This window comes from Patulibacter medicamentivorans (assembly GCF_000240225.1).
Taxonomy (GTDB): Bacteria; Actinomycetota; Thermoleophilia; order Solirubrobacterales; family Solirubrobacteraceae; genus Patulibacter; species Patulibacter medicamentivorans.
In genome coordinates this window covers 1-24,748 of the sequence record NZ_AGUD01000022.1, presented here as the reverse complement: position 1 = coordinate 24,748, position 24,748 = coordinate 1, and the positions used below count along the sequence as shown (strand labels likewise).

Annotated in this window: 24 protein-coding genes and 1 pseudogene; 11 read left to right on the top strand and 14 right to left on the bottom strand. The window is 75.0% G+C overall.

The window, feature by feature from the left end; all coding sequences use genetic code 11:
- The 6 genes and pseudogenes from PAI11_RS03340 to PAI11_RS03315 all read right to left on the bottom strand — a co-directional run.
- Positions 1-620: pseudogene (locus PAI11_RS03340) on the bottom strand (hypothetical protein); the annotation flags it as partial.
- A gap of 125 nt (positions 621-745) precedes the next feature.
- Positions 746-1,579, bottom strand: a complete 834-nt coding sequence (locus PAI11_RS03335; RefSeq protein WP_007570829.1) for an HhH-GPD family protein — start codon at positions 1,577-1,579, stop codon at positions 746-748.
- A 117-nt stretch (positions 1,580-1,696) separates the two neighbouring features.
- On the bottom strand, positions 1,697-3,082 hold the full coding sequence (locus PAI11_RS03330) for a peptidase associated/transthyretin-like domain-containing protein (protein WP_138974071.1): 1,386 nt from the start codon (positions 3,080-3,082) through the stop codon (positions 1,697-1,699).
- A gap of 241 nt (positions 3,083-3,323) precedes the next feature.
- Complete coding sequence (locus PAI11_RS03325) at positions 3,324-4,526, bottom strand: pyridoxal phosphate-dependent aminotransferase (RefSeq protein WP_007570825.1); 1,203 nt, start codon at positions 4,524-4,526, stop codon at positions 3,324-3,326.
- Between the two features lie 77 nt (positions 4,527-4,603).
- Positions 4,604-4,792: a hypothetical protein gene (locus PAI11_RS03320; RefSeq protein WP_040598014.1), complete on the bottom strand. Its 189-nt coding sequence runs from the start codon at positions 4,790-4,792 to the stop codon at positions 4,604-4,606.
- Between the two features lie 94 nt (positions 4,793-4,886).
- On the bottom strand, positions 4,887-5,285 hold the full coding sequence (locus PAI11_RS03315; RefSeq protein WP_007570821.1) for a hypothetical protein: 399 nt from the start codon (positions 5,283-5,285) through the stop codon (positions 4,887-4,889).
- Between the two features lie 255 nt (positions 5,286-5,540).
- On the opposite strand from PAI11_RS03315, the gene PAI11_RS03310 reads away from it, so the two are divergent.
- Both PAI11_RS03310 and PAI11_RS03305 read left to right on the top strand, forming a co-directional pair.
- Positions 5,541-6,629: an aminotransferase class V-fold PLP-dependent enzyme gene (locus PAI11_RS03310; RefSeq protein WP_007570819.1), complete on the top strand. Its 1,089-nt coding sequence runs from the start codon at positions 5,541-5,543 to the stop codon at positions 6,627-6,629.
- A 49-nt stretch (positions 6,630-6,678) separates the two neighbouring features.
- On the top strand, positions 6,679-7,002 hold the full coding sequence (locus tag PAI11_RS03305) for a TfoX/Sxy family protein (RefSeq protein ID WP_007570817.1): 324 nt from the start codon (positions 6,679-6,681) through the stop codon (positions 7,000-7,002).
- Between the two features lie 12 nt (positions 7,003-7,014).
- Here PAI11_RS03305 and uvrB read toward each other — a convergent pair whose 3' ends face one another.
- Both uvrB and PAI11_RS03295 read right to left on the bottom strand, forming a co-directional pair.
- Positions 7,015-9,021, bottom strand: coding sequence for an excinuclease ABC subunit UvrB (gene uvrB, locus PAI11_RS03300; protein WP_007570815.1), 2,007 nt, complete (start codon positions 9,019-9,021; stop codon positions 7,015-7,017).
- A gap of 114 nt (positions 9,022-9,135) precedes the next feature.
- Positions 9,136-10,392 carry a GNAT family N-acetyltransferase gene (locus tag PAI11_RS03295; protein ID WP_007570813.1) on the bottom strand — a complete coding sequence of 419 codons (1,257 nt, stop codon included), beginning with the start codon at positions 10,390-10,392 and terminating at the stop codon, positions 9,136-9,138.
- 149 nt (positions 10,393-10,541) lie between these two features.
- On the opposite strand from PAI11_RS03295, the gene PAI11_RS03290 reads away from it, so the two are divergent.
- Both PAI11_RS03290 and PAI11_RS03285 read left to right on the top strand, forming a co-directional pair.
- A complete protein-coding gene (locus PAI11_RS03290; RefSeq protein ID WP_007570812.1) occupies positions 10,542-10,859 on the top strand; it encodes an ArsR/SmtB family transcription factor in 318 nt (105 codons plus the stop codon).
- A 69-nt stretch (positions 10,860-10,928) separates the two neighbouring features.
- Positions 10,929-11,669, top strand: a complete 741-nt coding sequence (locus PAI11_RS03285; protein WP_007570811.1) for a class I SAM-dependent methyltransferase — start codon at positions 10,929-10,931, stop codon at positions 11,667-11,669.
- A 139-nt stretch (positions 11,670-11,808) separates the two neighbouring features.
- Here the strand turns inward: PAI11_RS03285 and PAI11_RS03280 are convergent, their stop codons facing one another.
- From PAI11_RS03280 to PAI11_RS03255, 5 genes are all read right to left on the bottom strand, one after another.
- Complete coding sequence (locus PAI11_RS03280; protein WP_211656540.1) at positions 11,809-12,381, bottom strand: GNAT family N-acetyltransferase; 573 nt, start codon at positions 12,379-12,381, stop codon at positions 11,809-11,811.
- Positions 12,378-12,950 (bottom strand): lytic transglycosylase domain-containing protein, encoded by a 573-nt coding sequence (locus PAI11_RS03275; RefSeq protein WP_007570809.1) that lies wholly within the window; start codon positions 12,948-12,950, stop codon positions 12,378-12,380. The genes PAI11_RS03280 and PAI11_RS03275 overlap by 4 nt, the downstream gene beginning before the upstream one ends.
- A gap of 179 nt (positions 12,951-13,129) precedes the next feature.
- Positions 13,130-13,729, bottom strand: coding sequence for a dephospho-CoA kinase (coaE, locus tag PAI11_RS03270; protein WP_007570808.1), 600 nt, complete (start codon positions 13,727-13,729; stop codon positions 13,130-13,132).
- 151 nt (positions 13,730-13,880) lie between these two features.
- Positions 13,881-15,395 carry a 30S ribosomal protein S1 gene (gene rpsA / locus PAI11_RS03260; protein WP_050897086.1) on the bottom strand — a complete coding sequence of 505 codons (1,515 nt, stop codon included), beginning with the start codon at positions 15,393-15,395 and terminating at the stop codon, positions 13,881-13,883.
- Between the two features lie 539 nt (positions 15,396-15,934).
- A complete protein-coding gene (locus tag PAI11_RS03255; protein WP_040598011.1) occupies positions 15,935-16,882 on the bottom strand; it encodes a DUF559 domain-containing protein in 948 nt (315 codons plus the stop codon).
- 614 nt (positions 16,883-17,496) lie between these two features.
- On the opposite strand from PAI11_RS03255, the gene PAI11_RS03250 reads away from it, so the two are divergent.
- The 4 genes from PAI11_RS03250 to PAI11_RS03235 all read left to right on the top strand — a co-directional run bounded on the left by PAI11_RS03250 (position 17,497) and on the right by PAI11_RS03235 (position 20,418).
- The gene (locus tag PAI11_RS03250) at positions 17,497-18,765 is read left to right on the top strand and encodes an NAD(P)/FAD-dependent oxidoreductase (RefSeq protein WP_007570799.1); all 1,269 of its coding nucleotides are present in this window, start codon (positions 17,497-17,499) and stop codon (positions 18,763-18,765) included.
- On the top strand, positions 18,762-19,616 hold the full coding sequence (locus tag PAI11_RS03245; protein ID WP_007570796.1) for an ATP-grasp domain-containing protein: 855 nt from the start codon (positions 18,762-18,764) through the stop codon (positions 19,614-19,616). Before PAI11_RS03250 ends, PAI11_RS03245 begins: the two co-directional genes overlap by 4 nt.
- A 101-nt stretch (positions 19,617-19,717) precedes the next feature.
- Complete coding sequence (locus tag PAI11_RS03240; protein WP_007570794.1) at positions 19,718-20,023, top strand: GNAT family N-acetyltransferase; 306 nt, start codon at positions 19,718-19,720, stop codon at positions 20,021-20,023.
- Entirely contained in the window at positions 20,020-20,418 is a 399-nt protein-coding gene (locus tag PAI11_RS03235) for a (4Fe-4S)-binding protein (protein WP_007570792.1), read from the top strand. Before PAI11_RS03240 ends, PAI11_RS03235 begins: the two co-directional genes overlap by 4 nt.
- A gap of 50 nt (positions 20,419-20,468) precedes the next feature.
- Here PAI11_RS03235 and purT read toward each other — a convergent pair whose 3' ends face one another.
- Complete coding sequence (gene purT, locus PAI11_RS03230; RefSeq protein ID WP_007570790.1) at positions 20,469-21,716, bottom strand: formate-dependent phosphoribosylglycinamide formyltransferase; 1,248 nt, start codon at positions 21,714-21,716, stop codon at positions 20,469-20,471.
- 181 nt (positions 21,717-21,897) lie between these two features.
- On the opposite strand from purT, the gene PAI11_RS23835 reads away from it, so the two are divergent.
- The 3 genes from PAI11_RS23835 to PAI11_RS03215 all read left to right on the top strand — a co-directional run.
- The gene (locus tag PAI11_RS23835) at positions 21,898-23,055 is read left to right on the top strand and encodes a coiled-coil domain-containing protein (protein WP_007570788.1); all 1,158 of its coding nucleotides are present in this window, start codon (positions 21,898-21,900) and stop codon (positions 23,053-23,055) included.
- 89 nt (positions 23,056-23,144) lie between these two features.
- Positions 23,145-23,345, top strand: a complete 201-nt coding sequence (locus PAI11_RS03220; RefSeq protein ID WP_040598007.1) for a hypothetical protein — start codon at positions 23,145-23,147, stop codon at positions 23,343-23,345.
- Positions 23,346-23,428: 83 nt separating this feature from the next.
- A partial coding sequence (locus PAI11_RS03215) for an ATP-binding protein (protein ID WP_040598005.1) occupies positions 23,429-24,748 on the top strand: 1,320 nt, incomplete at its 3' end.

The window sequence follows — 24,748 nt, the reverse complement described above, 5'->3', positions numbered from 1 at the left end:
GGAGTCGCCGGCGCGGCGGGGCGGCTGGCGGGCGCGGCGGGGGCCGGGCGGCTCGGCGCGGGCGCGTCGAGGCCACCGACCTCGGCGACCTGGCCGTGCAGCAGGGTCAGGTCCGCCTGGACCCGGTGGGCCGCGGTCCGCAGGTGCTCGAGCAGACCGGTCAGCTCGCCCTCGAGCGCCTCGACCCGCTGCAGCATCAGGTTCGTCGACTGCTGGACGCTGGCGACGTGCGCCTGGGCCTCGGCGCTGGCGGCCTCGCGCGTCGCGCGGGCCTCCTCGGACGCCGCCTCGCGCGCCTTGCGGGCGTCGCTGTCGGCGTCGCCGGTCACGCGCGCCGCCTCGCCCCGGGCCTGGCGCTCGATCTCGATCGCCGTGCTCTCGGCGGCCTGGACGATCGCGCGCACCTGCTCGGACGCGGCGCTGGCCAGCGACGACACGACGCCCGGGTCGGCGACCGCCGGCGACACCGGCGCCGCGGCCGGAGCGGTGTCGGCCCGGCGCTGCAGCTCCTCGACCTCGCGCGCGACCGCGGCCAGGTGCTGATCGACGGCGGCGGTCTCGTACCCGCGCCGGGAGATGGGGAAGTCGCGCTTCTCGATGGACTGTCGGTCGAGCGGCAAGGGGGTCCTTTCGGCCGGCAGACGACAACGCCGCCCGCACAGCGGCGGAATCTAGCGGACGTCGGGTTGGGTTTCAGCGTGGATCGCCGAAGAACCGCCGGCGATCGCCCTCGATCGGCCGCCCGTCAGGCCCGCTCGTCGGCGGCCGCGGCCAGTCGCGGGCCACTGCCCGTGCGCTCCAGCAGGCCGTCGCGGCAGAGCGCCTCGACCGCCCGCTCCAGCCGCTCGGGGGCGATCCCGTCGGGCAGCTCGTCCCCGGCGGCCAGCGCCGCGACGATCCGCCCACGGACGTAGCGGTCGGTGTCCTCGAAGCGCACACGGCTGCCGGCCGCCGCCCGCGGCGGGATCACGACCCGGCCGGCCGACGCGCACCAGCGCTCCGCCGGGCAGCGGTGGCAGGCCGCGTCGCGAGCGCGGCAGACCGTCGCGCCCAGCTCCATCGCCGCCTGGTTCCAGGTGACCGCGTGCTCGGGCGCCTCGGGCAGCAGCTCGTGGGGGTCGCCGAGCCCGAGCCGGGCGGCGATCCGGACCGCGTTGGTGTCGACCGCCGCGACCCGCTCGCCGAACGCGAACGACGCGACCGCGGCGGCGGTGTAGGGCCCGATCCCCGGCAACCGGCGCAGGCCGGCCGCATCGGCGGGCCAGCCGTGGCGGGCGACCGCGATGCACGCCTCGTGCAGCCGCACCGCGCGCGAGTTGTAGCCCAGCCCGACCCAGGCCGCGAGCACGTCGCGGCGATCGGCCGCCGCCAGCCCGCCGGCGGTCGGCCAGCGCTCGATCCACCGCAGGTAGCGCTCGACGACGCGCGAGACCTGGGTCTGCTGGAGCATCACCTCGGAGACGAGGATCGCGTAGGGATCGCGGGTCCGCCGCCACGGCAGGTCGCGCGCGCCACGCCCGTACCAGCCGAGGATCGCGTCGACGGCCTGCTCGCGGGCGCTGGCGGACGGACTGGGCATCGGCCGTCGAGGCTAGAGGTCGTCCCGGACCGCCGAGACGCGACGTTCCGCGTCCCGGATCGGCGGCGGGCCGCGCGCCGCCGGTGCCTCCCGCACCGGCGGCCCACGGGATCGGCGCTACTTCCTGGCCGACTTCTTCTTCCCGCCCTTGCGGTTCTCGGGCAGGACGAAGGTCTTCCCGCCCTTGACGACCCGCACGGAGAGCGAGACCTTGCCGGTGATCGGCCCCGGACGCAGCGCCCGGTAGGTGAGCTCGATCCGGCGGGTGTCGAGGCGCTTGGAGACGATGTAGGTGAGCAGGCCCTTGCCACGCGTCTTGAGGCCGGTCTTGACCAGCGTCCGCTTGCCGTTGCGGGTCACGTGGTAGACGTCGACGCGAGCGCCGACGATGCCCTTGCCCTTGCGGTCGACCACGTAGCCGCGGATCAGCGGCCGGACGCCGTAGGCGAAGGTCCGGCTCCGCAGGTGGGTCTTGCCCTTCGGTCCGCTCGGGAACCAGGCGCGGACGCGGCCCTGCAGCAGCCGCTTGGGATCGACCGCCGTGCCGCCGCCGTCGGCGTTGGCACGCGGGAACTGGGTGGCGTAGACCGCGGTGCTGTTGCCCGCCGCGTCCTCGACCTCGATCTGGACCGTGTGCGGACCGGCGGTCAGCGACTTGTAGTTGATCGACGACTCGCGTCCGGTCGCGGACGCCGGGCAGGGCTGCGCCGACACGAACTGGTAGGCATCGCCGTCGGCCGGATCGGCGTCGGCGCAGTTCGCGTCGCCGAGGCCCTGGGTCGCTACGACCTTGCCGTCGACGCGCGTCACCGCGCGGTACAGGCCGCCGCCCTGGTCGGCCGCGTCGAAGCGGACGCGCAGCGTGCCGCTCTTGTCGCCGTCGTCGATCACCTTCGTGCCGCTGACCGACGGGGCCGTCGCGTCACGCAGCGTCACGACCGCCTGTCCCAGCGACACGACCGTCGGCGCGGCGGTCGGGCAGCTGTCCAGCAGGCCGGTCGCGCAGGTCAGCTGGACGACCAGCCCGGCGGCGTCCAGGCCCGGCTTGCTGACCGGGGCCGACAGCTCGGTCTGGCACTTGTCGTTCTTCTTCTCGCAGCTCTCCAGCTCCTTGGTGTTGCCGTCCGGCGCGACGCCGAGCGCGTTGACCACGTAGGAGACGTTCGTGTTGGAGGTGCCGGCCAGGCCCTGGGTCGTACGCAGCAGGTTGAGCCCGGCGATCCGCGTCGCGCTCGGCGCCTGGAAGGTCCACTTCGCGACCTGACCGCCGCCGGCGCCCGCGTCGAGCGACAGCGCCAGCGGCCCGCCGCCGGAGCAGGCGTCCGAGGTGTGGGCCTGCGGCGAGGCCGCGGGCGCCCAGCCGGACGAGCCGACCGGCGCCCCCGTCGGCCCCTTGCAGGCGTAGACGGAGTAGGTGCCGTCGGCCGCCATCGCGGCTGGGACGAGGGCGAAGGTGGCGAGCGCTGCCACGAAGGCAGCGCGAAGCAGGGAACGGAGAAGCACGAGGCGAGTCCTTCGGTGCGAACGAGCGTCGGGGGATGGGTCGCGGAGACGGCGCCCGGCGAGAGCGTCGCGGGGAGTTCCGCGCGAGCGCTCGAAACTAGTCAATTCCCCACTCAGCGACCGCAATCCGACGACCGGGCAGACGTCCCGGCAGAGTTAGGTCAACCGCCGTTAGAACGAACGTCCGTATACGCTCCCGGTTGCCCTGGACGTTCCACGCATGGACGCCGTACGGCGCAGGCTAGGAGTGCCAGCGCGCCAGCCGCGCCGCCGCCTCGTCGATCACCTCGTCGCGCTTGCAGAAGGCGAACCGCACCAGCGGCAGGCCGACCTCCTCGTCGTCGTAGAAGACGACGGTCGGCACGCCGACGACGCCGGCACGCTCCGGCAGCTCGCGGCAGAAGGCGCGCCCGTCGCGCTCGCCGATCGAGCGGATGTCGGCGGTCGCGAAGTAGGTCCCGGCCGGCCGCAGCACCTCGAGCCCGGCCGCCTCGAGCCCCGCGCAGAGGCGGTCGCGCTTGCCGGCCAGGTCGTCGGCCGCCCGCTGGTAGTAGCCGTCGGGCAGGGCCAGGGCCTCGGCGACCGCCAGCTGCAGCGGCCCGTGGCCCGAGAACGTCAGGAACTGCTTGGCCGCCGCGACCGCGTCGACGAGGTCGGCCGGCCCGGTGGCCCAGCCGACCTTCCAGCCGGTCAGGGCGAAGGTCTTCCCGGCCGAGGAGATCGTCAGCGTCCGCTCGGCCATCCCCGGCAGCGTCGCCAGCGGCACGTGCTCGCCGTCGAACGCCAGGTGCTCGTAGACCTCGTCGCAGATCGCGATCAGCTGGTGCTCGCGGCAGACGGCGGCGATCTGCTCCAGCTCGGCGCGGCTGAAGACCTTGCCGGTCGGGTTGTGGGGCGAGTTCAGCAGCAGGATCCGCGCCGGGGATCCGCCGCCGGGGACCCCGCTCGGGGCCGTCCCCTCCGCCCCGCCGGACGCCGCGGCCCGCAGCGCCTCGACGTCGAGCGCGAAGTCCGGCGGCCGCAGCGTCACCGGCCGTCGGACGCCGCCCGCGATCGCGATGCAGGCCGCGTAGGAGTCGTAGTAGGGCTCGAAGGTGACGACCGCGTCGCCGGGATCGCAGAGCCCGATGATCGCCGCCGCGATCGCCTCGGTCGCCCCGACGGTGACCTGGACCTGACGGTCGGGATCGACGTCGATCCCGTAGAAGCGCCGCTGGTGCTCGGCGATCGCCCTCCGCAGCTCGGGCATGCCGCGCGCCGGCGTGTACTGGTTGGGGCCGGCGCGCAACGCCCGGGCGGCGGCCTCGACGATCTCGTTCGGGCCGTCGACGTCCGGGAAGCCCTGGCCGAGGTTGATCGCACCGGTTCGCTGGGCCAGCGCGGTCATCTCGGCGAAGATCGTGGTGCCGAAGCCGTGGAGCCGCTGAGCGGGCGGGTGCAGCATCGCTCCAGGTTAGGCACTCGCCGCGACGGCCCCTGGTGGGGCGCGCGCTCGCCACCGGCGATCGGGGCGCAGCATCGCTACGCGGCCTCGGGAGCGTCGGCGACGGGGCGTCGCACCGGCGCCGCTCCGGAGCCGTCGCGGCCCGCGCGACGCCGGCCGTGGCCTCCGATCGCCGGCAACGCGATCAGCTCGGCGCGCGACCGGTCCCCGGCCGTCAGCACCTCGAGCGGCGGGCGCTCGGCGGGGCGGTGATGGTCCTGCGGCATCGGCGGGTCCTCTCGGCGGGTGGGAGCTACGGGTCGGTCCACCGATCTTCCCCCGTCCGGCTCTCGCCCGCCTGACGCGAACCTCAGCGTTCGATCAAGATCGATCCACCGGCGGCGGGACCGCTCGCAGCGCCGGGCCCCCTCGCTGCCCGGGCCGGGTCCCGCGCTCCTCGACCTGCCGCGCGACCCGGTCGACCATCGCGGTGCTGACCCCGAGCCGCGAGGCGAGCGCGGCGTGGGGATCCCGCAGGCGCCGCTCGGCGTGCGCGGCCTCGGCCACGATCTGCTGGACCGCCCGTTCGACCGCCGCCGGCCGGCGACCGGTGGCATCGGCCAGGCCCCGCGCCAGCGCCAGCCGCGCGCCCCGGCGGTCGCCGGCTCGCAGCTCGCCCAGCGGCGGCAGCGCCAGCAGCTCGGCCGGGGGCTCCTCACCGCCGGCCAGGAGCTCGAACGGCGGCGGGAAGGAGGAGGGGTGCTGGGGGTCGTGGTGCATCGTGCGAGTCCTCTCGGCGTGGTGGCGCTTCGATCGCCTTCCACGTTGGACCCGGAGCCTGCCCCGGAGATGACCTGAACCTCACGGTTGCACGAAGATCGACCCAGCGGACGATGGGAGGCGGGTGCCGCCGCGCCAAGCGCGCGGGGCGGCGCCGGACCGGGGCCGCGGCGCCAGGCCGAGGGGGCCACTTGCCGGCGGTCGGCCCGGTCGCGGCGATTGATCCGGCCCGCCGCGCCTGCGACGGTGAACGGGATGCCAGACGACGCCGCCGCCTCCGCCGATGCCGTCCTGGCGCAGGTCCGGGGTGCCTTCCCGGCCCTGCCCCTGCACCTCGACGCCGCGACGGCGGGGCTCCCGGCCGAGGCCGGTCGGCGGGCGATGCACGACGCGATCGACCGCTGGGCCGCCGGCGACCTCGACCCGCTCCTCCACGACGAGCAGCTGGCCCGGTCACGGCACGCGGCGGCGGCCCTCCTCGGCGTCCCGGCGAGCGACGTCGCCGCCGGCACCGGAGCCTCGCCGTTCGTCGCCCTGGCGGTCGCGGCGGTGCCGGACGGGGGCACGGTGCTGGTCGCCGACGGCGAGTTCACGTCGGTGCTGTTCCCGGTCCTGTCGGAGGCGCGCCGGCGCGGCCTGCAGGTCCACTCGCGGCCGGTCGAGCAGCTCGTCGAGGCGGTCGCCGCCGACGTCGACCTCGTCTGCGTCAGCGCCGTGCAGTCGGCCGACGGGCGCCGGATCGACCTCGACGCCCTCGCCGCCACGGCCGCCGCGCACGACACGCTGACGCTCGTCGACGCGACCCAGGCCGCGGGCTGGACGACGATCGACGCCGGGCGCTTCGACATGACCGTCACCGGCGGCTACAAGTGGCTCTGCTGTCCGCGCGGCACCGCGTTCGCGACCGTCCGCCCGTCCGCCCGCGAGCGGATCCCGACGCTGATGGCCAACTGGTACGCGGGCGAGAACCCATGGGCCTCGTGCTACGGGACCCCGTTGCGGCAGGCCGCCGACGCGCGCCGCTACGACCTCTCCCCCGCGTGGATCTGCTGGGCCGGAGCCGCACCGGCGCTCGAGGCGATCGCCGAGGCCGGCCCCGACGTGCTCGGGCGTCACGGGATCGGGCTCGCCAACGACCTTCGCCGGCGGCTGGGCGCCGGCCCGGCCGGCAGCGCGATCGTCGCGCTGCGCGGGGACGGGATCGCCGAGGCGCTGGCCGCGGCGGGGATCCGCGCGGCCGGTCGCGCCGGCCGCACGCGGATCTCGTTCCACTTCTGGAACGACGGCACGTCGGTCGACGCCGCGCTCGCGGCGCTCGACGGCCTGGCCGTCGAGGTCGCCTGACGGAGCAGGCCCCCGCATCGCCCGCCGCCCGGCCTGCGAGAGTGGCGCCATGGCCCTCGATCAGGAGCTGGTGCTGCGGCTGACGGAGCTGCTCGCCGACGAGCCCGACATCGGCGAGAAGCGGATGTTCGGCGGCCACGCCTTCCTCGTCGGCGGCCACCTGACCGTCGCCGCGTCGCGGACCGGCGGGCTGCTGGTGCGAGTCGACCCGGATGAGGCCCCCGCCCTGCTGGAGCGGGACGGGGTCGAGCCGATGGTCATGCGCGGCCGCGAGATGCGCAACTGGCTGCACGTCGCCCCCGAGGCGATCCGCAGCAAGCGCCAGCTGCAACCGTGGGTGCGGCGCGCGGTGGCCTTCGTCCGCGGCCTCTGAGGCGGAGTCCCGCTACGCCGCCTCGCGCCGCTCGACCACCGCTCGCAGCTCGCGGAGGTCGTCGCGCAGCGCGGCGGCGTGCTCGAACCGCAGGTCCTCGGCGGCGGCGAGCATCTCCTCCTCGAGCGCAACCAGCCGCTCGGTCAGCTCGCGCAGGGAGAGCTTGTCGGTCTCCTCCTGCTTGGCCCGGCGGCGCTTGCCCTTGGGCAGCTTCGACTCCGACTGCAGGAACTCGGCGATGTCGCTGACGCCCTTGCTGATCGTCGTCGGGGTGATCCCGTGCTGCTCGTTGTAGGCGACCTGGATCGCGCGTCGGCGGTCGGTCTCGCCGATCGCGGCCTCCATCGCCGCCGAGCGCCGGTCGGCGTACATGATCACGCGGCCGCCGACGTTGCGGGCGGCGCGACCGATGGTCTGGATCAGCGACGTCTCGCCGCGGAGGAAGCCCTCCTTGTCGGCGTCGAGGATCGCGACCAGGGTCACCTCCGGGATGTCGAGGCCCTCGCGCAGCAGGTTGACCCCGACGAGGGCGTCGAACACGCCGAGCCGCAGGTCGCGGATGATCTGGATCCGCTCCAGGGTGTCGACCTCGCTGTGCAGGTAGCGGACCTTGAAGCCGTGCTCCAGCAGGTAGGTCGTGAGGTCCTCGGACATCTTCTTGGTCAGCGTGGTGACCAGCGTCCGCTCGCCCCGCTCGACCCGCACCCGGATCTCGTTCATCAGGTCGTCGACCTGGTCGCGAGTCGGGCGGACGTCGATCTCGGGATCGACGACCCCGGTCGGGCGCACGATCTGCTCGACGACCTCGCCCGCGCGGTTGCGCTCGAACTGCCCGGGCGTCGCCGAGACGAAGACCAGCTGCGGGGTGATCGTCAGGAACTCGTCGAAGGTCTGCGGGCGGTTGCCCATCGCACTCGGCAGCCGGAAGCCGTAGTCGACCAGCGTCTGCTTGCGCGAGCGGTCGCCCTCGTACATGCCGCCGATCTGCGGCACGGTCTGGTGGGACTCGTCGAGGAAGCAGACGAAGTCCTCGGGGAAGTAGTCGATCAGGCAGTACGGCCGCTCGCCCGCCTTGCGGCCGTCCATGATCTGCGAGTAGTTCTCGATGCCGTTGCAGAAGCCCATCTCCCGCAGCATCTCGATGTCGTAGCGGGTGCGCTGCTGCAGGCGGTGGCTCTCCAGCTGCTTGCCCTCGTCCTCGAGCTGCTTGACGCGCTGCTCCAGCTCCGCCCCGATCTCGTCGACGACCCGCTCCATGTGGCCCTCGGGCGTCGTGTAGTGCGACGCCGGCCAGACGGCGACGTGCTCGAGGTCGTCCTCCAGCAGCTCGCCGGTCAGCGGGTCGATGTGCTGCAGCCGCTCGACCTCGTCCCCGAAGAGCACGATCCGGTAGGTCGTCTCGGCGTACTGGGGGAAGACGTCGATCGTCTCGCCCTTGACGCGGAAGGTGCCGCGCTGGAGGGCGGTGTCGTTGCGGGCGTACTGGATGTGGACGAGCTTCGACAGCAGCTCGTCGCGGTCGACCGTGTCCCCGCGCTTGACGACGATCAAGTTGCGGTCGTACGTCTCCGGCGATCCGAGGCCGTAGATCGCCGAGACCGAGGCCACGATCACCACGTCGCGGCGGGCGAAGAGCGCGGCCGTCGCGGCGTGCCGCAGGCGGTCGATCTCCTCGTTGATCGCCGAGTCCTTCTCGATGTACAGGTCCTTCGACGGGACGTACGCCTCGGGCTGGTAGTAGTCGTAGTAGCTGACGAAGTACTCGACGGCGTTCTGCGGGAAGAAGGTCCGGAACTCGTTGCAGAGCTGCGCGGCGAGCGTCTTGTTGTGCGCCATCACCAGCGCCGGGCGCTGCAGCCGCTCGATCGTCGCGGCCATCGTCATCGTCTTGCCGGTGCCGGTGGCCCCGAGCAGCGTCGTGTACCGCGCACCGGCCTCGACGTGCCGGACGATCTCGTCGATCGCCTGCGGCTGGTCGGCCTTCGGCGTCCATCCGGTGGCGAGGCGGAACTCGGGCATCGCACCGAGAGTAGCGAGTGGCGCGGCGGTTCAGGCGAACGCCTGTTCGCCCTCCGGCGTCGGCCGAGCGCGTCCCGCTCGGTGCCTCCGCGGTCGCATCGGGCGCGCCCGGGCTCAGAACGCGTCGGCCCCGAACGGCGCCCGCTCGACCCGCAGCGCGTCGTCGAGCCGCGCGATCGCGCCCGCCGTCCGCTCCTCGACCAGCCCGGCCCGGCCCAGCTCGCCGAGCGCGATCCCGCCCAGGTAGGCGCTTGCCAGGTCGCGAGCCGCGAGGGCGACGTCGGCGGGGCCGTCGGTCCGCACGCAGCGGGCGCTCCCGTCGGCCGCCGTCCGCAGCCGCCAGCGACCGTCGTTGTCGGGCAGCCGCGGGTCGGCGACCTCGATCGCCAGGTCCAGCTCGCACGACCACGAGCGGGCCTCGAGCGCCGCCGGCAGATCGACCAGCCGCAGCCACAGCGCCTCGAAGCGGTCGGTCACGCGCATCCGGTCGCGGTCGGCGAGCATCGTCACCAGCGGGTCGTCGACCGGTCGCGACCAGCAGTCGATCCGACCGGTCAGGTCGATCGAGGCCAGGTACGACCAGAGCGCCGCCTCGCCCGCGGGCTCGGCCGCCTCGAGCTCGATCAGGACCACCCGTCCCGGCGTCCCCGCCTCCTCGTCCCCGTGGCCGGTGCGATAGACGACGTAGCCCTGCGGGTCGTCCGCCGGGCCGAGCACCACGATCCGCGGCGGCGTCAGGTCCTCGTCGTCCTCGTCGACGTCCCGCAGCAGGTCGTCCCGCCAGGCGCGGTCGTCCCGTCGCAGCAGCCCGCCGCGGCGCGGGCGCACCACGCGCTCGTGGAACGGGCCGATCGCGGCCAGCGCCTCGTCGCCGTCGAGCATCCGCAGCGACCGCGGGTCCGGATCGATCCGCAGGTCGAGCGGCCTGTCGGTCGTGATCCGGGTCGCGATCGAGCGGGTCGCCGGACCGCAGCCGAAGCGGCCGTAGATCGCCTCCTCGGCGACCCACAGTCCGACGATCGAGCGGTCGGCGGCGAGCGCGTCGGCCCACAGCCGATCGAGCATCGAGGTCAGGATCCCGCGCCGACGGTGGGTCGGCAGGACGCCGACCCAGGTCAGCCCCCAGCAGCGGATCTCGCCGCCGGGGATCGTCATCGCCTGGTCGAGCGCGGCCGCGACCCCGACCAGCCGGCCGTCCTCGTAGGTCCCGATCCGGTGCGCCGAGGCCAGCAGCCGCGTCGCCCGCGCGCGCTCGTCGTCGGTCAGGCGACCGTGGAACACGATCTGGTCGAGCGCGAAGATCGCGTCGATCTCGTCCTCGGCGATCTCGCGGACGACGACGTCCTGGGCGATGTCGGCAGGAGCGCTCATGCGCCAACCGTACGACGACCCGGCGTTCGTCCGCCGCAGACCGGTCCGCGCGCCGCCGGGTTCGATTCCGCGGGACTCCGGCCCGCTGTCCCGATCGCCCGCGCAGTCGTCCTGTGGACGGTGCCCACGTGGCGGCTACCATCGGCCGCGTGCCCCACGGATCATCGACCGGCGAACCCCAGCTGCTCGACGTCCTGCAGGCGCTCGCGGACCCGGTGCGGCTCGGAATCGTCCAGGAGCTGGCCGCCGGCGACGAGCGTCCCTGCGGCGCCTTCGCCCCGCAGCTCTCGAAGGCGACCCGCTCCCACCACCTGCGGGTGCTGCGCGAGGCCGGCCTGACGAACACGCGCAACGTCGGCACCCGTCGGCTGGTGAGCCTGCGGGCCGCCGAGATGGAGCTGCGCTTTCCCGGTCTCCTGGCCTCGGTGCTCGAGGCGTCCGACCGCGTCGCGACCGTCCGCGGCTGACCCCCGCGGGCGCCGCCCGGCCGGGGCGGGACGACGTCCGGCCGGGGAGCGACCGTAGGCTTGCGGACGATGGCCGACGAGATCGACCCCAACTTCCCCTACGGCCTCGATCGTCCGCGTCAGGTCCGGGGCGCCGCCGGCGTCGGCATGGTCGTCGGGCTGCTCACGCTCGTGGCCGCCGTCGCCCTCGGCGGGCTCGAGGGCTCCAACGGCCTGATCGTGCTGCTGTTGCTGCTGACCTGCGTGGCCGCGCTGGTGACCAGCGCGGCGATGTTCCGGACCTCGCGCAAGACCAAGATCCTGGCCGTCGACCGGATGCTCGACGGGCTCGACCTGCGCGGCGACGAGCGGGCCCTCGACCTCGGGTGCGGCAGCGGGCTGCTGTGCGCCGGGCTCTTCGTGCGGCTGCCGAAGGGGGACGTGATCGGCGTCGACGCGTGGGTCGAGAGCCACCTGCACCCGACCGGCAAGCCGCTGGCCCGCAAGACCCTGCACGCGGCGGGCGTCAAGGGCGTGCACCTGCGGACCGGGTCGATCCGCGAGCTGCCGGTCGAGGATGCCAGCGTCGACCTGGCCGTCTCGCGCGACGTGCTGGCGCTGCTGCCCGGCGCCGCCGCCCGCTCCGAGGCGATCGCCGAGCTGCGGCGCGTCGTGCGCCCGGGCGGCCGCGTCGCGCTGCTGGAGCCGTTCGTGACCCGCGACCTCGCCGCGCGGCTGACCGCCGCCGGCTTCGTCGAGGTCCGACGCAGCCGCCGCTGGTGGAGCGTGATCCCCGCCCACCGGCTGCTGACCGCCACCCGCGGCGACTGAGCCGCCGGTGGTATTGCTCACCCGCCGCTGGTGGATGTGAGGTGCACGTAGACCAAGCAGGTCGCCGCGCGGAAGCGAGAGCTGGACGCCAGTCCTGCCGAGCGAACAGCGTGGCGAGATGCGCCGGTATACGTGCGCCTCACGCCACCAGCTGGTGGACGAGCACGACCTGGTCGCGGTCGTCCCCGGGCGCGACGCGGATCGCGCGCGGGATCCGGGCCACCTCGCGGTAGCCGGCGCGGGCGTAGAACTGCTCCAGCCCCTCGCCCCCCCGGACGGTCAGGTGGAGCATCTCGAGCCCCGCCTCGCGGGCCATCTCGGCGATCCCCTCCAGCAGCACGAGCCCGAGCTGGTGGCCCTGGTGGTCGGGGTGGACCTGGACCCGCAGCACCCACCGCCAGTGCTCGGAGAGCAGGCGGTCGTTGTCGGCGACGAAGGCGAAGCCCGCGACCTCGCCGCCGCCGATCGGCTCGGTCACGACGACCAGCCAGTCGCGGCCCTCGTGCACCCGCCGCAGCGCCGCGTCGAGCGCCGGGGCGACGTCGTGCTCGTCGACCGGCGGGACGAACCCGACCCAGCCGCCGGCGTTCGAGACGTCGACCCAGATCCGCAGCAACCGGGCGCGGAGCGCCGGGTCGACCCGGGTCAGTCGCTCGACCCGGGCGCCGGCGAACCGCTGCCGGTGCCCATCGGGCCTGGTCGGCGCGTTCAATCGAGCCCCAGCCGCTTCGGGTACGTCCGTCGGTAGTCGCGCTCGGCCGCGAGCACCTTCTCGACGTAGTGCCGGGTCTCGGGGAACGGGATCCGCGCGATCGAGAACGAGCGGCCCTCGGCGGCGGCCTCGTCGCTCCACTTCTGGGCGTTCTCGGGACCGGCGTTGTAGCCGGCGATCGCGATCGGCAGGCTGCCGTGGAAGCGCTGGAGCATGTGCCGCAGCCGCCAGGCGCCGTAGCTGATGTTGACCTGCGCGGTGTGGAGGTCGCCGAGCACGAACGCGCTGCCGCCCGACTGGCGGGCGATGTCGCGAGCGGTGTCGGGGGTGATCTGCATCAGCCCGATCGCGCCGGCCGAGGAGACCTGGTTGTCGCGGAAGCGGGACTCGGCGTAGATCACGGCCGCGATCAGGGCCGGGTCGAGGTCCTTGTCCTTCGCCTGCTGGCGGATGATGTCCTCGTGGCGCAGCGGCAGGCGGATCTCGTCGACCACCTCGGGCACGCGCGATCCGAGCACGGCCACGCCGAGCCCGACCAGGCCGAGCACCACGACGAGCAGCAGCAGCATCCGCGGACCGCCCGAGCGGCGGCGCGGCGGGCGGCGCGGGGCGGGCCGGCGGGCAGCCGGACGGCCTCCGCGGGCGGTCGAGCTCGCGGGGCGCGGCGGGCGCGGCGGACGCGGAGCCCCGGCGCGGGGCTGGCGGGGCGCCGGGCTGGCGCGGTACGGAGACAGGCGGGGGTCGGTGCTCACGGCTGGAGTTCGTCGAGGACGGCGGCGAGACGACGCTCGAGGTCGTCGACCGAGCCGTCGTTCACCACCGTGTACGTCGCCCGGGCCGACTTCTCCTCCTGCGAGAGGTGGCGGGAGTTGCGCTCGTCGACCCCGTGGTGGCCGCGCTCCTCGGCGCGGGCGCGCCGGACGTCCTCGGGGGCGACCACGGCGATCGTGGCGTCGTAGGCGTCCTGCATGCCGGCCTCGAACAGCAACGGCGTCTCGACCACGGCCGCCGGCGGCCGTGGATCGGCGGCGTCGGCGTCCTGGCGGAAGGCGACCACGGCGGCCCCGACCCTCGGCCAGACCTGCGATTCCAGCCACTGGCGCTCGGCCGGGTCGGCGAACGCGTGCTTCGCGATCGCGGCACGGTCGACGACGCCGCCGGGAGCGACGCCGCTGCCCCAGCGAGCCACGACCAGGTCGCGCAGCTCCTCGCCGGCGTAGAGCTCGTGGACGACCTCGTCGGTCGACAGCGTCCTGGCGCCCAGCCGCTCGAGCGCGGCGAGCGCGGTCGACTTCCCGGCGGCCAGGCCACCGGTCAGACCGACGAAGGGGACGGTCGAGGTGCTCACGGCCGTGATCCGGAGGCGGCGATCATCGTTCCCCGGACGGTAGCGGTGGGCGCCGTCGACACGCGTCGCGGAACGACCACGGCCCGCCAAGTTGGCGGGCCGTGACGTTCGGATCCTGCGGGTCGGTCGCGCGCCGGCGCGACCGCGAGGACTAGGCCTCGTCGGTCGACTCGCCCTCGGCGGCCGGAGCCTCGGGGGCCTCCTCGGCGGCGGGTGCCTCGTCGGCGGCCTCGGCCTCGGCGGCCGGAGCCTCCTCGGCGGCGGGAGCCTCCTCGGCGGCCTCGGCCTCGGCGGCCGGAGCCTCCTCGGCGGCGGGAGCCTCCTCGGCGACCTCGGCCTCGGCGGCCGGAGCCTCGTCGGCGGCCGAAGCCTCGTCGGCGGCCGGAGCCTCCTCGGCGGCCTCGGCCTCCGGCGCCTCCTCGACGGCGGTGGCGTCGGTGAAGACGTCCTCGCTCAGACCGAGATCCGCGTCGCTGCGCTCGTCGTCGGAGCCACCCGAGGTGTGGGCGAGCTCGTCGCCCTCGTCCGCGGTGACCTCGCGACGGGGCAGGACCTGGCCCTCGACGCGCTTGACCGACAGCGACAGCCGGCGGCGGTCGTCGTCGATCTCGAGGATCTTGACCTTGACGTCGTCGCCCGGGTGCACGACCTCGCGCGGGCTCTCGACGTGGTGCGCCGCGAGCTCGGAGATGTGGACCAGGCCCTCGACGCCCTCCATGATCTCGACGAAGGCACCGAAGGTGACGACCTTCGTGACCGTGCCCTCGAGCTCGTCGCCGACGTTGTAGGTGTCGACGACCCGCTGCCACGGGTCCTCCTGGGTCTGCTTGAGACCCAGCGAGATCCGCTGGCGGTCGCGGTCGATGTCGAGGACCTTCACCTGCACCGTGTCGCCGATCGCGACGACCTCGGTCGGGTGGTTGACGTGGGTCCAGGACAGCTCGCTGATGTGGATCAGGCCGTCGATGCCGTTGAGGTCCACGAACGCGCCGAAGTCGACGATGTTCGAGATCTGGCCCTCGACGATGACGCCGGGCTGGAGCACGTCCAGGATCGCCTGACGCTGCTCCTTGCGCTCTTCCTCGAGCACGGCACGACGGGACAACACCACGTTGTTCCGCTGCCGGTTGAGCTCTATCACCTTGCACTCGATGATCGTGTGCAGGTACTCGTCGAGGTTCGGGACGCGCCGGATGTCGACGAGCGACGCCGGCAGGAAGCCACGGACGCCGAGGTCGATGATCAGGCCGCCCTTGACGACCTCGATCACGGTGCCCTCGACCGGCTCGCCGGTCTCCTGAGCGGCCTCGATCCGCTTCCAGGCACGCTCGTAGCGGGCCTGCTTGCGCGAGACCTTGAGGCGGCCCTCGTCGTCCTCCTTGATGAGGACGAGGACCTCGACCTCCTCGCCGAGCTCGACCTCGTCGTGCGGATCCGCGTTGCGACGGATCGACAGCTCCTGCTGCGGGATGACGCCTTCGGACTTGTATCCGACGTCGACCCACACTTCGTCCGGGTCGATGCGAACGACCTGGCCGGTAATCACGTCACCTTCGCCGAACGGCGGGAAAGTGGCGTCGTAGTTGGGGACAATCTGCCCGTCGACGTTGAGGAGAAGGCCGTCAGAGCCTTCCACGACCGTCGCGGGGGTCTCGAGAGTGGACATAGGGACTAGGCAGGGTAGCGCGATGGCGCCACCCGATGCGGGCCGCCTGCGGGGTGCGGATCGGCAGCTGTCACGGGGCGGCGCGCGGGCCGCCGGACGGCGGCCGTCCGATCGCCGCGCAGGCCGGCGGCGGGGCGAAACCGCGTCTCGCCGGGTGGGCCGTCCGATCGCGGTCTGACGGGCACGCGGCCGCTGAGAGCACGGGTCTCCGGGTTCGAGACGGACGAACGCCCTCTCGGTCGGCGGGCCGGGCGAGGCCGCGCCTGTCGGGGTCGCGATGACGATCGCCGTCTCGTCCGGAGCCGCGCGGCGAGACGGCGCCTCTACGGGCTCCAGACCCATCATCGCGGACTCGCCGGGTTGGCGGGGCCGAGACTGCAGGGCGCAGGCCGCGCGAACGCCGCCTCGCCGCGCGGGCCGGGCGAGACGACACGACTGCGGGCTGGGGCCATGAGAACGCCGCCTCGCCGGGCGGGCCGGGGCGAGACGACAGCTCTGAGGCCCCGGACGTCGACGACCGGCCCGTCGGCCGGATGCCCTCAAGCCGCCGTCGCCACCGGCCGCAGGAGCAGCGCGATCCGGACCAGCAGGACCTCGGGCTCCTCGACCAGCTGCCGCCAGGTCACCCGCACCACGCGGTAGCCGCGGGCGGTCAGCTCGGCGTCACGCGCGCGATCGTGCTCGAACGCTCGTCGCGGACCGTGGAACGCATAGCCGTCGACCTCGACCACCACCCGCTCTCGCGGCCAGAGCAGGTCGACTTCGTGACCGTGCAGCCGGGCGTTGCGCTGCGGCCGTGGCAGATCCGGAACGCGCGCGACCAGGTCGGCGACGCGCCGCTCGGCCTCCGAGCGCGAGAACTGCGGGCCCGTTCGCTCACGGAGCGCGTGGCGCAGCGCCGCCGCTCCGCGACGGCCGGCCGAGCGCACCAGTGCCCGTTCCAACTCGCCGCGACGGACCACCCCCGCCGCCCGAGCCCGGTCGACGATCGCCGCCAGGTCACCAGCGGAGAGGGTGGCGGCGACGTCCAGGATCGTCCGCGCCGGCCCCGTGACCGGCAGGCCGAGCACCCGCCGGCGGTCCTCGGCAGGCAGCGCCGCCACGGCATGGCCGACGACCGCCGGGCGCCGCCTCGACGCCGCGCCGCCGACGACGAGGACCTCGATCGCGTCCGGCCTCGGCCCCAGGTCCCACAGCCAGAGCGCGGACCGGTGCGACAGGAGGGCGTCGCGCACGCCACAGGCCAGCAGCGCCCCGTGCTCGAGCGCGAGCGGCAGCGGCGACGCGTGCCCGACCAGGTAGACGCCCCGAAGGCCGTTCGGGAACCGGTGAAGCCGGCCCCGGTCGAGCCGACCCTGGACCATGTCGGGGCCCAGGCCGGCCTCCAGCAGCTGTTGCCGGGCCACCACCCCGCGCTGCTGCGCGGCGAGGTCGGCGATCACTCGATCGGGTGCGCGGCGATCACCGGCGTCCCGTCCGATCGTCATCTCACCCCCGCCCTTCGGGCGACCTGACGATCCGTGGTCGTGGCGACGCCGTATCGCCTTCTCGGCCCGGCGGCGCCGTCGAGATGGCGATCTCTCGAGGTGGCGGCGGGAGGGGCGGCGGGCCGGGGTCGGCGAAGCGGCATCGGTCGAGCATCCCCGCCGGCGGGCTCGCTCGGGGCCGGTGCGACGAGATCGGCACCGACTCGCCGCAGATCCTCCACGCGGCCGCGCAGGTCGGCCGCGCTCGCGGTGCCGTGGTCAGCCATCCTCCCCCGACCCGCCGTGGCACGAGCCGGCACGACACGACCTGCCCCGGCCCGGGCCGACCCAGCGCCACCCGACCGGACGCCACCCGGCACCGCCCGACCGCACCGCCCGACGCTGCCCAGCCCGGCACGGCCAGCGCCACCCGACCCCCGGCACGGCCAGCGCCACCCGGCCCCAACACGGCCAGCGCCACCCGACCCCGCCCAGCCAGCGCCACCCGACCCCAGCACGGCCAGCGCCACCCGACCCCGGCCCGGCCCCACGCGGACCGCCCGGCCCGGACCGCCCAGCCCGAAGCGGCCGGCGGGGCCGACTCGGGCCGACGGCCGGTACGATCGGGCGTCCTGATGCCGGTCCGAGCCACCAAGCGCGGTGACGAGCGCACGCCCATCGACCTCGACTGCGACGTCCTGATCTGCGGGGCGAGCTTCGCCGGCCTGGCGATCGCGCGGGAGCTGGCCGGCGCGACCCGGCCGGACGGGTCGCCGCTCGACGTGGTGGTGATCGACCGCTACGAGATCGGCGAGCGTGCGACGTCCGCGTGCGCGGCGCCGCTGCCCTGGATCGAGGCGCTCGGGCTCGGCGAGTCGGTCCGCCAGGTCTTCCCGGAGCTGGTCCTGCGGACCCGGATCAAGCGCTTCTCGTGGAAGCTGCCGCAGGCCTTCTGCACGTTCGACTACCGGCTGCTCTGCCAGCTGCTGGCCGAGCAGGGCGACTTCACCTTCGAGACCGCCAAGGTCGAGGGCCGGGTCGGCCCCGACGGCGCGCTGGTCGGCGCCGGGTCCGCGTCCGCGCCGGTCGGCGGCGAGGACGTGATCCGCGTCCGCACCGATCGCGGCGAGATCCGCGCCCCGCTGGTGGTCGACGCGCTCGGCTGGCGGCGGGTGCTGGCCCCGGCGAGCGAGGAGAACATCCAGCCGCCCGAGGCGTTCCTCTCGCGCGGGTTGGAGATCCACCCCCACGGCGAGGCCGGCGAGCTGGAGCTGTTCCTCGACCCGACCTACGTCCCGGCCGGCTACTCGTGGGTCTTCCCCGCCGGCCACGAGGTCCGGGTCGGCGTCGGCTCGTTCGACCCGCGGTACCACGTCAAGGACCCGACGCTGAAGCTCGCCTCGGACCTCGACTGGGACCCGGTCCGCTTCCAGGGCAACTGGATCCCGCACAAGCTGCGCCCCGCCACCGGCGACGCGATCTTCTTCGCCGGCGACAGCGCCGGCCACTGCCTGCCGCTGTCGGCCGAGGGGATCCGGCCGGCGCTCTACTTCGGGCTGGCGCTCGGCCGTGAGCTGCGGCTGGTGGTCGAGGGCCATCAGACGCGCGAGCAGGCGCTGCGCCGCTACGCCGCCCTGTCGGCCGAGAAGGAGCCGGCCTACACCTGGCTGCTGCGCTTCCAGCGGCTGACCGGCTGGCTGGTGCCGCGCAAGCGCTCGGTGACCGCCGCCGTCACCGCCTGCTCGCCGCCGCCGATCAACCGCCGTGCCTGGTCCCGGTACCTGGAGGCGTTCCCGCCGTCGTACGTCGACGAGGGACCCCGCGGCGACCTGCGCCCGGACGCCGGCGGCCCGACGGCGGACGCCGCGCGCGGCACCGACGCCGTCGCCGCCGCGACCGCGTGAGCGGCGCCCGGATCGCGCTGGCGACGTCGGCCGCCCACCCCGACGGGTTCCACGAGGACGAGCTGGCCGCGGCCCTCGACGCCGACTGGCGGCGCTGGGACGACCCGACCGTCGACTGGAGCGCCTACGACGCGGTGATCGTGCGCTCGACCTGGGACTACCAGGGCCGCCACGACGAGTTCCTGACCTGGGCCGCGCGGGTGCCGCAGCTGCACAACCCGGCGCCGCTCCTGCGCTGGAACACCGACAAGCGCTACCTGCTGGAGCTGGCCGAGGCGGGCCTGCCGACGGTCCCGACCGTGCTGCTGGCTCCCGGCCGGCGGCCCGCGGCCGACGAGCCGCTGCTGCGCGCCGAGCACGTCGTCAAGCCGACGGTCTCGGCCGGCGCCCTCGACACCGCCCGCTTCGCGCCGGGCGAGGACGAGCGCCGCGACGCGCTGCTCGACGCGATCCACGCCAGCGGTCGGACGGCGATGCTGCAGCCGTTCGTCGCCTCGGTCGACGTCCGGGGCGAGAGCGCCCTGCTGCACTTCGACGGACGGCTCTCGCACGCGATCGAGAAGGGCCGGATCCTGCGGGCGGGCGCCGACCCGATCGAGGACGACGCCCACCTGCCCGAGATCCGCCCCCACCGGCCGACCGCGGCCGAGCTGGACGTCGCCGGCCGCCTGCTCGACCACGTCCGCGAGCGGTTCGGCGTCGTCCCGCTTTACGCGCGCGTGGACCTCGTCGAGCTGGACGGCGCGCCGGTCGTGCTCGAGCTGGAGCTGACCGAGCCCTACCTGTTCCTCGGGCACGCCCCCGGCGCCAGCGCGCGGTTCGCCGACGCGATCCGGGCGCGGGTCGGCTGAGCGAAGCCGCGCGGCGCCCGGCCGCTCCGGCGCCCCGCGGCCGCTGTGGGAGCATGGCGAGACCGGCGCCGACCCCTCACCCGCCGGCAGCGAGGAGCAGCATGGCCACCGACGTCCGCGACAACCCCGACGAGCACCGATACGAGGCTCGCACCGACGACGGGCTCGCCGGCTTCGCCGAGTACCAGCTCGTCCGCGGCGACCGGATCATCTTCACGCACACCGAGGTCGACCCGAAGTTCGAGGGCCAGGGGATCGGCAGCGCGCTGGCCAAGGGCGCGCTCGACGACGCTCGCGAGCGCGGGCTGCAGATCGTGCCGATCTGCCCCTTCATCGCGCGCTACGTCCACCGCCACCCCGAGTACATGCCGCACCTCGACGAGCGGATCCGGAAGGCGTTCGAATGACGGTCAAGCGCTACGTCCGCGACGACGCGACCGTCACCTTCGACGGCGCCCGCTGCCTGCACGCGGCGCGCTGCGTCAAGGGCCTGCCCGCGGTCTTCGACACCGCCAGGCGGCCGTGGATCCAGCCCGAGAACGCCGCGATCGACGAGCTGGCGACGATCATCGCTCGCTGCCCCAGCGGCGCCCTGCACCTGGAGCGGGCCGACGGCGCGGCCGAGCAGCCCGACCACCCGACGACGGTCCGCCGCCACGGCGAGACGATCGTGCTGCGGGGCGAGCTGGCGATCGAGCTGCCCGACGGCAGCAGCCTGTCCGAGGTCCGCGCCACCCTCTGCGGCTGCGGCCACACGGCCAATGCGCCGTTCTGCGACGCCGCCTGCTCGAAGCGCGACTGAGCCGGGGCCGCCCGTCCGGCTGCTCCACCCGCGGAGCGGCCGGGCCGGTCTCAGCCCTCGACCCGCACCAGCGCGGCCGCCGCGGTCGCCCGCTCGCGCGCCTGGGCGACGTCCCCACCCCGCGCCAGCGCGACCCCGAGCCGCCGTCCCGGCCGCGTGTCGGGCTTGCCGAACAGCCGCAGCTCGACCGACGGGTCGACCGCCAGCGCGTCGCCGGCCCCGCGGTAGCCGGGCGCGTCGTGCTCGCCCAGCTCGTCCGGCCCGAGCACGACCGCGCTCGCCGCCGGCCCCAGCAGCGGCACCCGGCCGTCGCCGTCGGTCGGGATCGGCAGCCCGAGGATCGCCCGCACGTGGAGCGCGAACTCGCTCAGCGCCTGCGAGGCCAGCGTCACCATCCCGGTGTCGTGGGGGCGCGGCGAGACCTCGCTGAACAGGACCTCGTCGCCGCGCACGAACAGCTCGACGCCGAAGATCCCCCAGCCGCCGAGCCCGTCGGTGACCGTCCGCGCGACCTCCTCGGCGCGAGCGGCGGCGGCCGCGCTCATCGGCTGCGGCTGCCACGACTCGCGGTAGTCGCCGTCCTCCTGGGTGTGGCCGATCGGAGCGCAGAACGACGTCCCACCGGCGTGGCGGACGGTCAGCAGCGTGATCTCGTAGTCGAACGCGACGAACCCCTCGCAGATCACCCGCGACGCGCCGACCCGCCCGGACTCCTGGGCGTAGGTCCAGGCCGCCGCCGCGCCGCCGACCTCGCGGACGACCGACTGGCCCTTGCCGCTGGACGACATCACCGGCTTGACGACGCACGGCGCGCCGAGCGCGGCGACCGCCGCCTCCAGCTCCTCGGCCGAGTCGCAGAAGCGGTACGGCGAGGTCGGCAGCCCCAGTTCCTCGGCGGCCAGCCGGCGGATCCCCTCGCGGTCCATCGTCAGCCGCGCCGCGCGGGCCGTCGGCACCACCCGCAGCCCGTCGGCCTCGAGCTCCTGCAGCACGCCGGTCGCGATCGCCTCGATCTCGGGCACGACGATCAGCGCCGCGCAGGGACGCGCGCGCTCCTCCTCCAGGACCGCCCGCAGCGCGGCCTCGTCGGTCATCGCCAGCACGTGCCGGCGGTGGGCGAGCGCCATCGCCGGGGCGCTCTCGTAGCGGTCGACGGCGACCACCTCGCAGCCCAGGCGAACCGCCTCGAGCGCGACCTCGCGGCCCAGCTCGCCGCTGCCCAGCAGCACCAGCCGGACGGCGTTGGCGGCCCCGGGAGTGCCGATCGTGGTGGTCGGAACGGGCGTCTGCGGGACCATCGCGGCGGAATCATCGCGCGTCGCAAGATCCGTTGCAGGGCGCTTCCGCGCTAGGGCCCGGCGACGCGCCGTTGCTAGCTTCGAAGCGCCTCCGCGGCCGGACGTCGGCCGCTGGGCGCTCGTCGCCGCTGCCGCCCGCGACGGGCCCGCGCACCCGCGCGCACCCCAACGTCACTCCTGCATGCCGCCGCTCGCTCGCCGCCGTACATCCCTGCGCGTCCTCGCCGTCTCCGCGATCGGCGCGTCCGCGCTGACCGTCGCGGCGGGCGCCCCGACCGCCGGGCACGCCGATCCGGCCGCCGATCGGGCCGCCGCGCAGAGCCTGCGCGCCCAGGTCGCGGCCGAGAGCCGGCGGATCGACGCCACCAACGCCGGCCTCGCCCAGGCCGAGCAGCGGCTGGCGACCCTCGACCAGCGGGTGACGGCGCGCCGCAGCCAGCTGACCCGGACGCAGGACCAGCTGGTCCGCGCCCGGATCCGCCTGACCACGCTCGAGCGCCGCGCCGACAAGGCGACCGCGATCCTGTCGGAGAACCTCGTCACCGCCTACGAGAACGGCCGCCCCGACATCGTCAGCGTGGTGCTGACCTCGAAGGGCTTCGCCGACCTGCTCGAGCGCGTCGACTTCTACAAGCGGATCAGCCGCCAGAACGGCCTGGTCCTCGACCGTACCCGCGACGCCAAGACGGCGGTCGCCCACCAGGCCGACGACCTCGAGGTCACGCGCGTCCGCTTCCGCAAGCTCGCCGCCGAGGCCGAGGCCGATCGCAAGCACGCCGACGTGCTGCGCAACGCGCTGCTGCGCCGCCAGGCCGCCCAGCTGCGCCAGCGTGCCGGGACCGCCGGCCGGCTGCGGGCCGTCCGCTCGCGGATCGCGAAGCTCGAGCGCCAGCAGGCGGCGGCCGCGGCCGCCGCGCGCGAGGCGACGACGGCGACCAGCGCCGCCCCGCGGTCCAGCAACGGCGGCGGCCCGTCGGCGGCCGGCGGCGGCTCGGTGGCCCGCGTGATCTCGGCGGCCAACGAGATCGCCTCGACCCCGTACGTCTGGGGCGGTGGCCACGGCGGCGCCTCCGGCGGCTACGACTGCTCCGGCTCGATCAGCTACGCGCTGGCCGCGGCCGGGCTGCTGTCCTCGCCGCTGGACTCGACCGGCTTCATGAGCTGGGGCGAGCCGGGCCCGGGCAAGCGGATCACCGTCTACGCCAACGCCGGCCACGCCTTCATGATCGTCGACGGCCGTCGCTTCGACACCAGCGCGCTGCGCGGCGGCGGCACCCGCTGGACGAGCGAGTCTCGCAGCACGGCGGGCTTCGTCGCCCGCCACCCGCCGGGGCTGTAGTCGCCGCGCCGCCCAGCGCCGCCAGATCGCCCAAACCTCGGGGTCGCGCTCCCGACGCGCGCCGTCCGCCGACCCCCGATGCTCGTCCCGTGCCGGACGATCCGATCGAAGTGCAGCTCCAGATCGAGGGCGACGCGCCGCTCAGCGGGCGGCTGCGCCAGCGAGGGCGGCCGTGGCAGCGGTTCGCCGGCTGGATCGGGCTGGCCGGCGCGATCGACGGCGTGCTCGCCGGTCGTCACCCCGACGACGATCGGCCGGCCGGCGACCGCGCGGCCGACGAGCCGTCCTGAACGGCGGAGCCCCACGATCGCCCTGCCGCCCGGGCTCACGGCGCACGTCGGCCGCGACGCTCGCCCTATCATCGGCCGCGGTCATGGGGGTCGACGGCGACGGGGGGCTGCTCGAACGCGAGCGCGAGCTGCGGGCGCTCGGCGACGCCGTCGGCCATGCCGCCGCCGGCGACGGCCGGAGCGTGCTGATCGAGGCCGGGGCCGGGATCGGGAAGACCCGGCTCGCCGAGGCCGCCGGCGAGCTGGCCGAGCGGGCCGGGATGCGCGTGCTGCGAGCGCGGGGCGCCGAGGTCGAGCGGGAGTTCGCGTTCGGCGTCGTCCGGCAGCTGCTGGAGCGCGAGGTCCGGCGCGAGGGTCCCCGCCTGGCCGCCGCCGCGACCGGCGACGCGGCGATGCTCGGCCTGGCCGCGCTCGACCTGCCCGACCCCGCCGCGCCGCGGGCCGAGTCGACCCACGGCCTGCTGCACGGCCTCTACTGGCTGGTGGTCGCGCTCGCCGAGCGCGGGCCGCTCGCGCTCGTCGTCGACGACGCCCACTGGGCCGACCTGCCGTCGCTGCGGGCGATCGCCCACCTGACCCGGCGACTCGACGGGCTGCCGATCCTGGTCGTCGTCGCCACCCGCGACGGGGCCGACGCCGATCCGGCGCTGAACGACCTGCGAGCCGACCGGACCGCCGTCCGGATGGCCCCGGTCGCGCTCAGCCCGGAGGCGACGACCCGGCTGCTCGCCGGCCTCGCCGGGCGAGCGCCCGACCCCGCCGCCGGCGCCGTCTGCCACCGGCTCAGCGGCGGCAACCCGTTCCTGGTGCGCGAGATCGTGCTGGCGCTCCAGCAGAGCCGCCAGCCGATCGACGCCGCCGCGATCGGCGCGCTGGTCGACGCGGCACCCGAGTCGCTGCGCCACGAGCTGATGCTGCGGATCGGGTTCCTCGGTCCCGCTGCGATCGCGATCGCGCGGGCGGTGGCGGTGCTGGAGCAGGACAGCGACCTGCGTCACGTCTGCACCCTCGCCGGGCTCGAGCGCGAGCCGGCGGTCGCCGCGATCGCGCGCTTGACCACCGCCCAGGTGCTCGCCGACCGCTCGCCGCAGCAGTTCGTCCACCCGCTGGTGCGGGCCGCGGTCTACGGCGACCTGACCGCCGTCGAGCGCGCGCTCCTCCACGAGCGGGCGGCGCGGCTGCTGCTCGACGCCGGCGCCGACCCGCTGCGGGCGGCCGCGCACCTGCTGCTCAGCGAGCCGAGCGGCGATCCCGAGGTCGCGCGGCGCCTGCACGAGGCCGGCCGCGACGCGCTCGCCAAGGGGGCCCCCGCGATCGCCGTCCGCCATCTGCGTCGGGCCCTCGCCGAGCCGCCGGCGGACGACCGGCGCGGGCCGCTGCTGCACGACCTCGGGCGGGCGGAG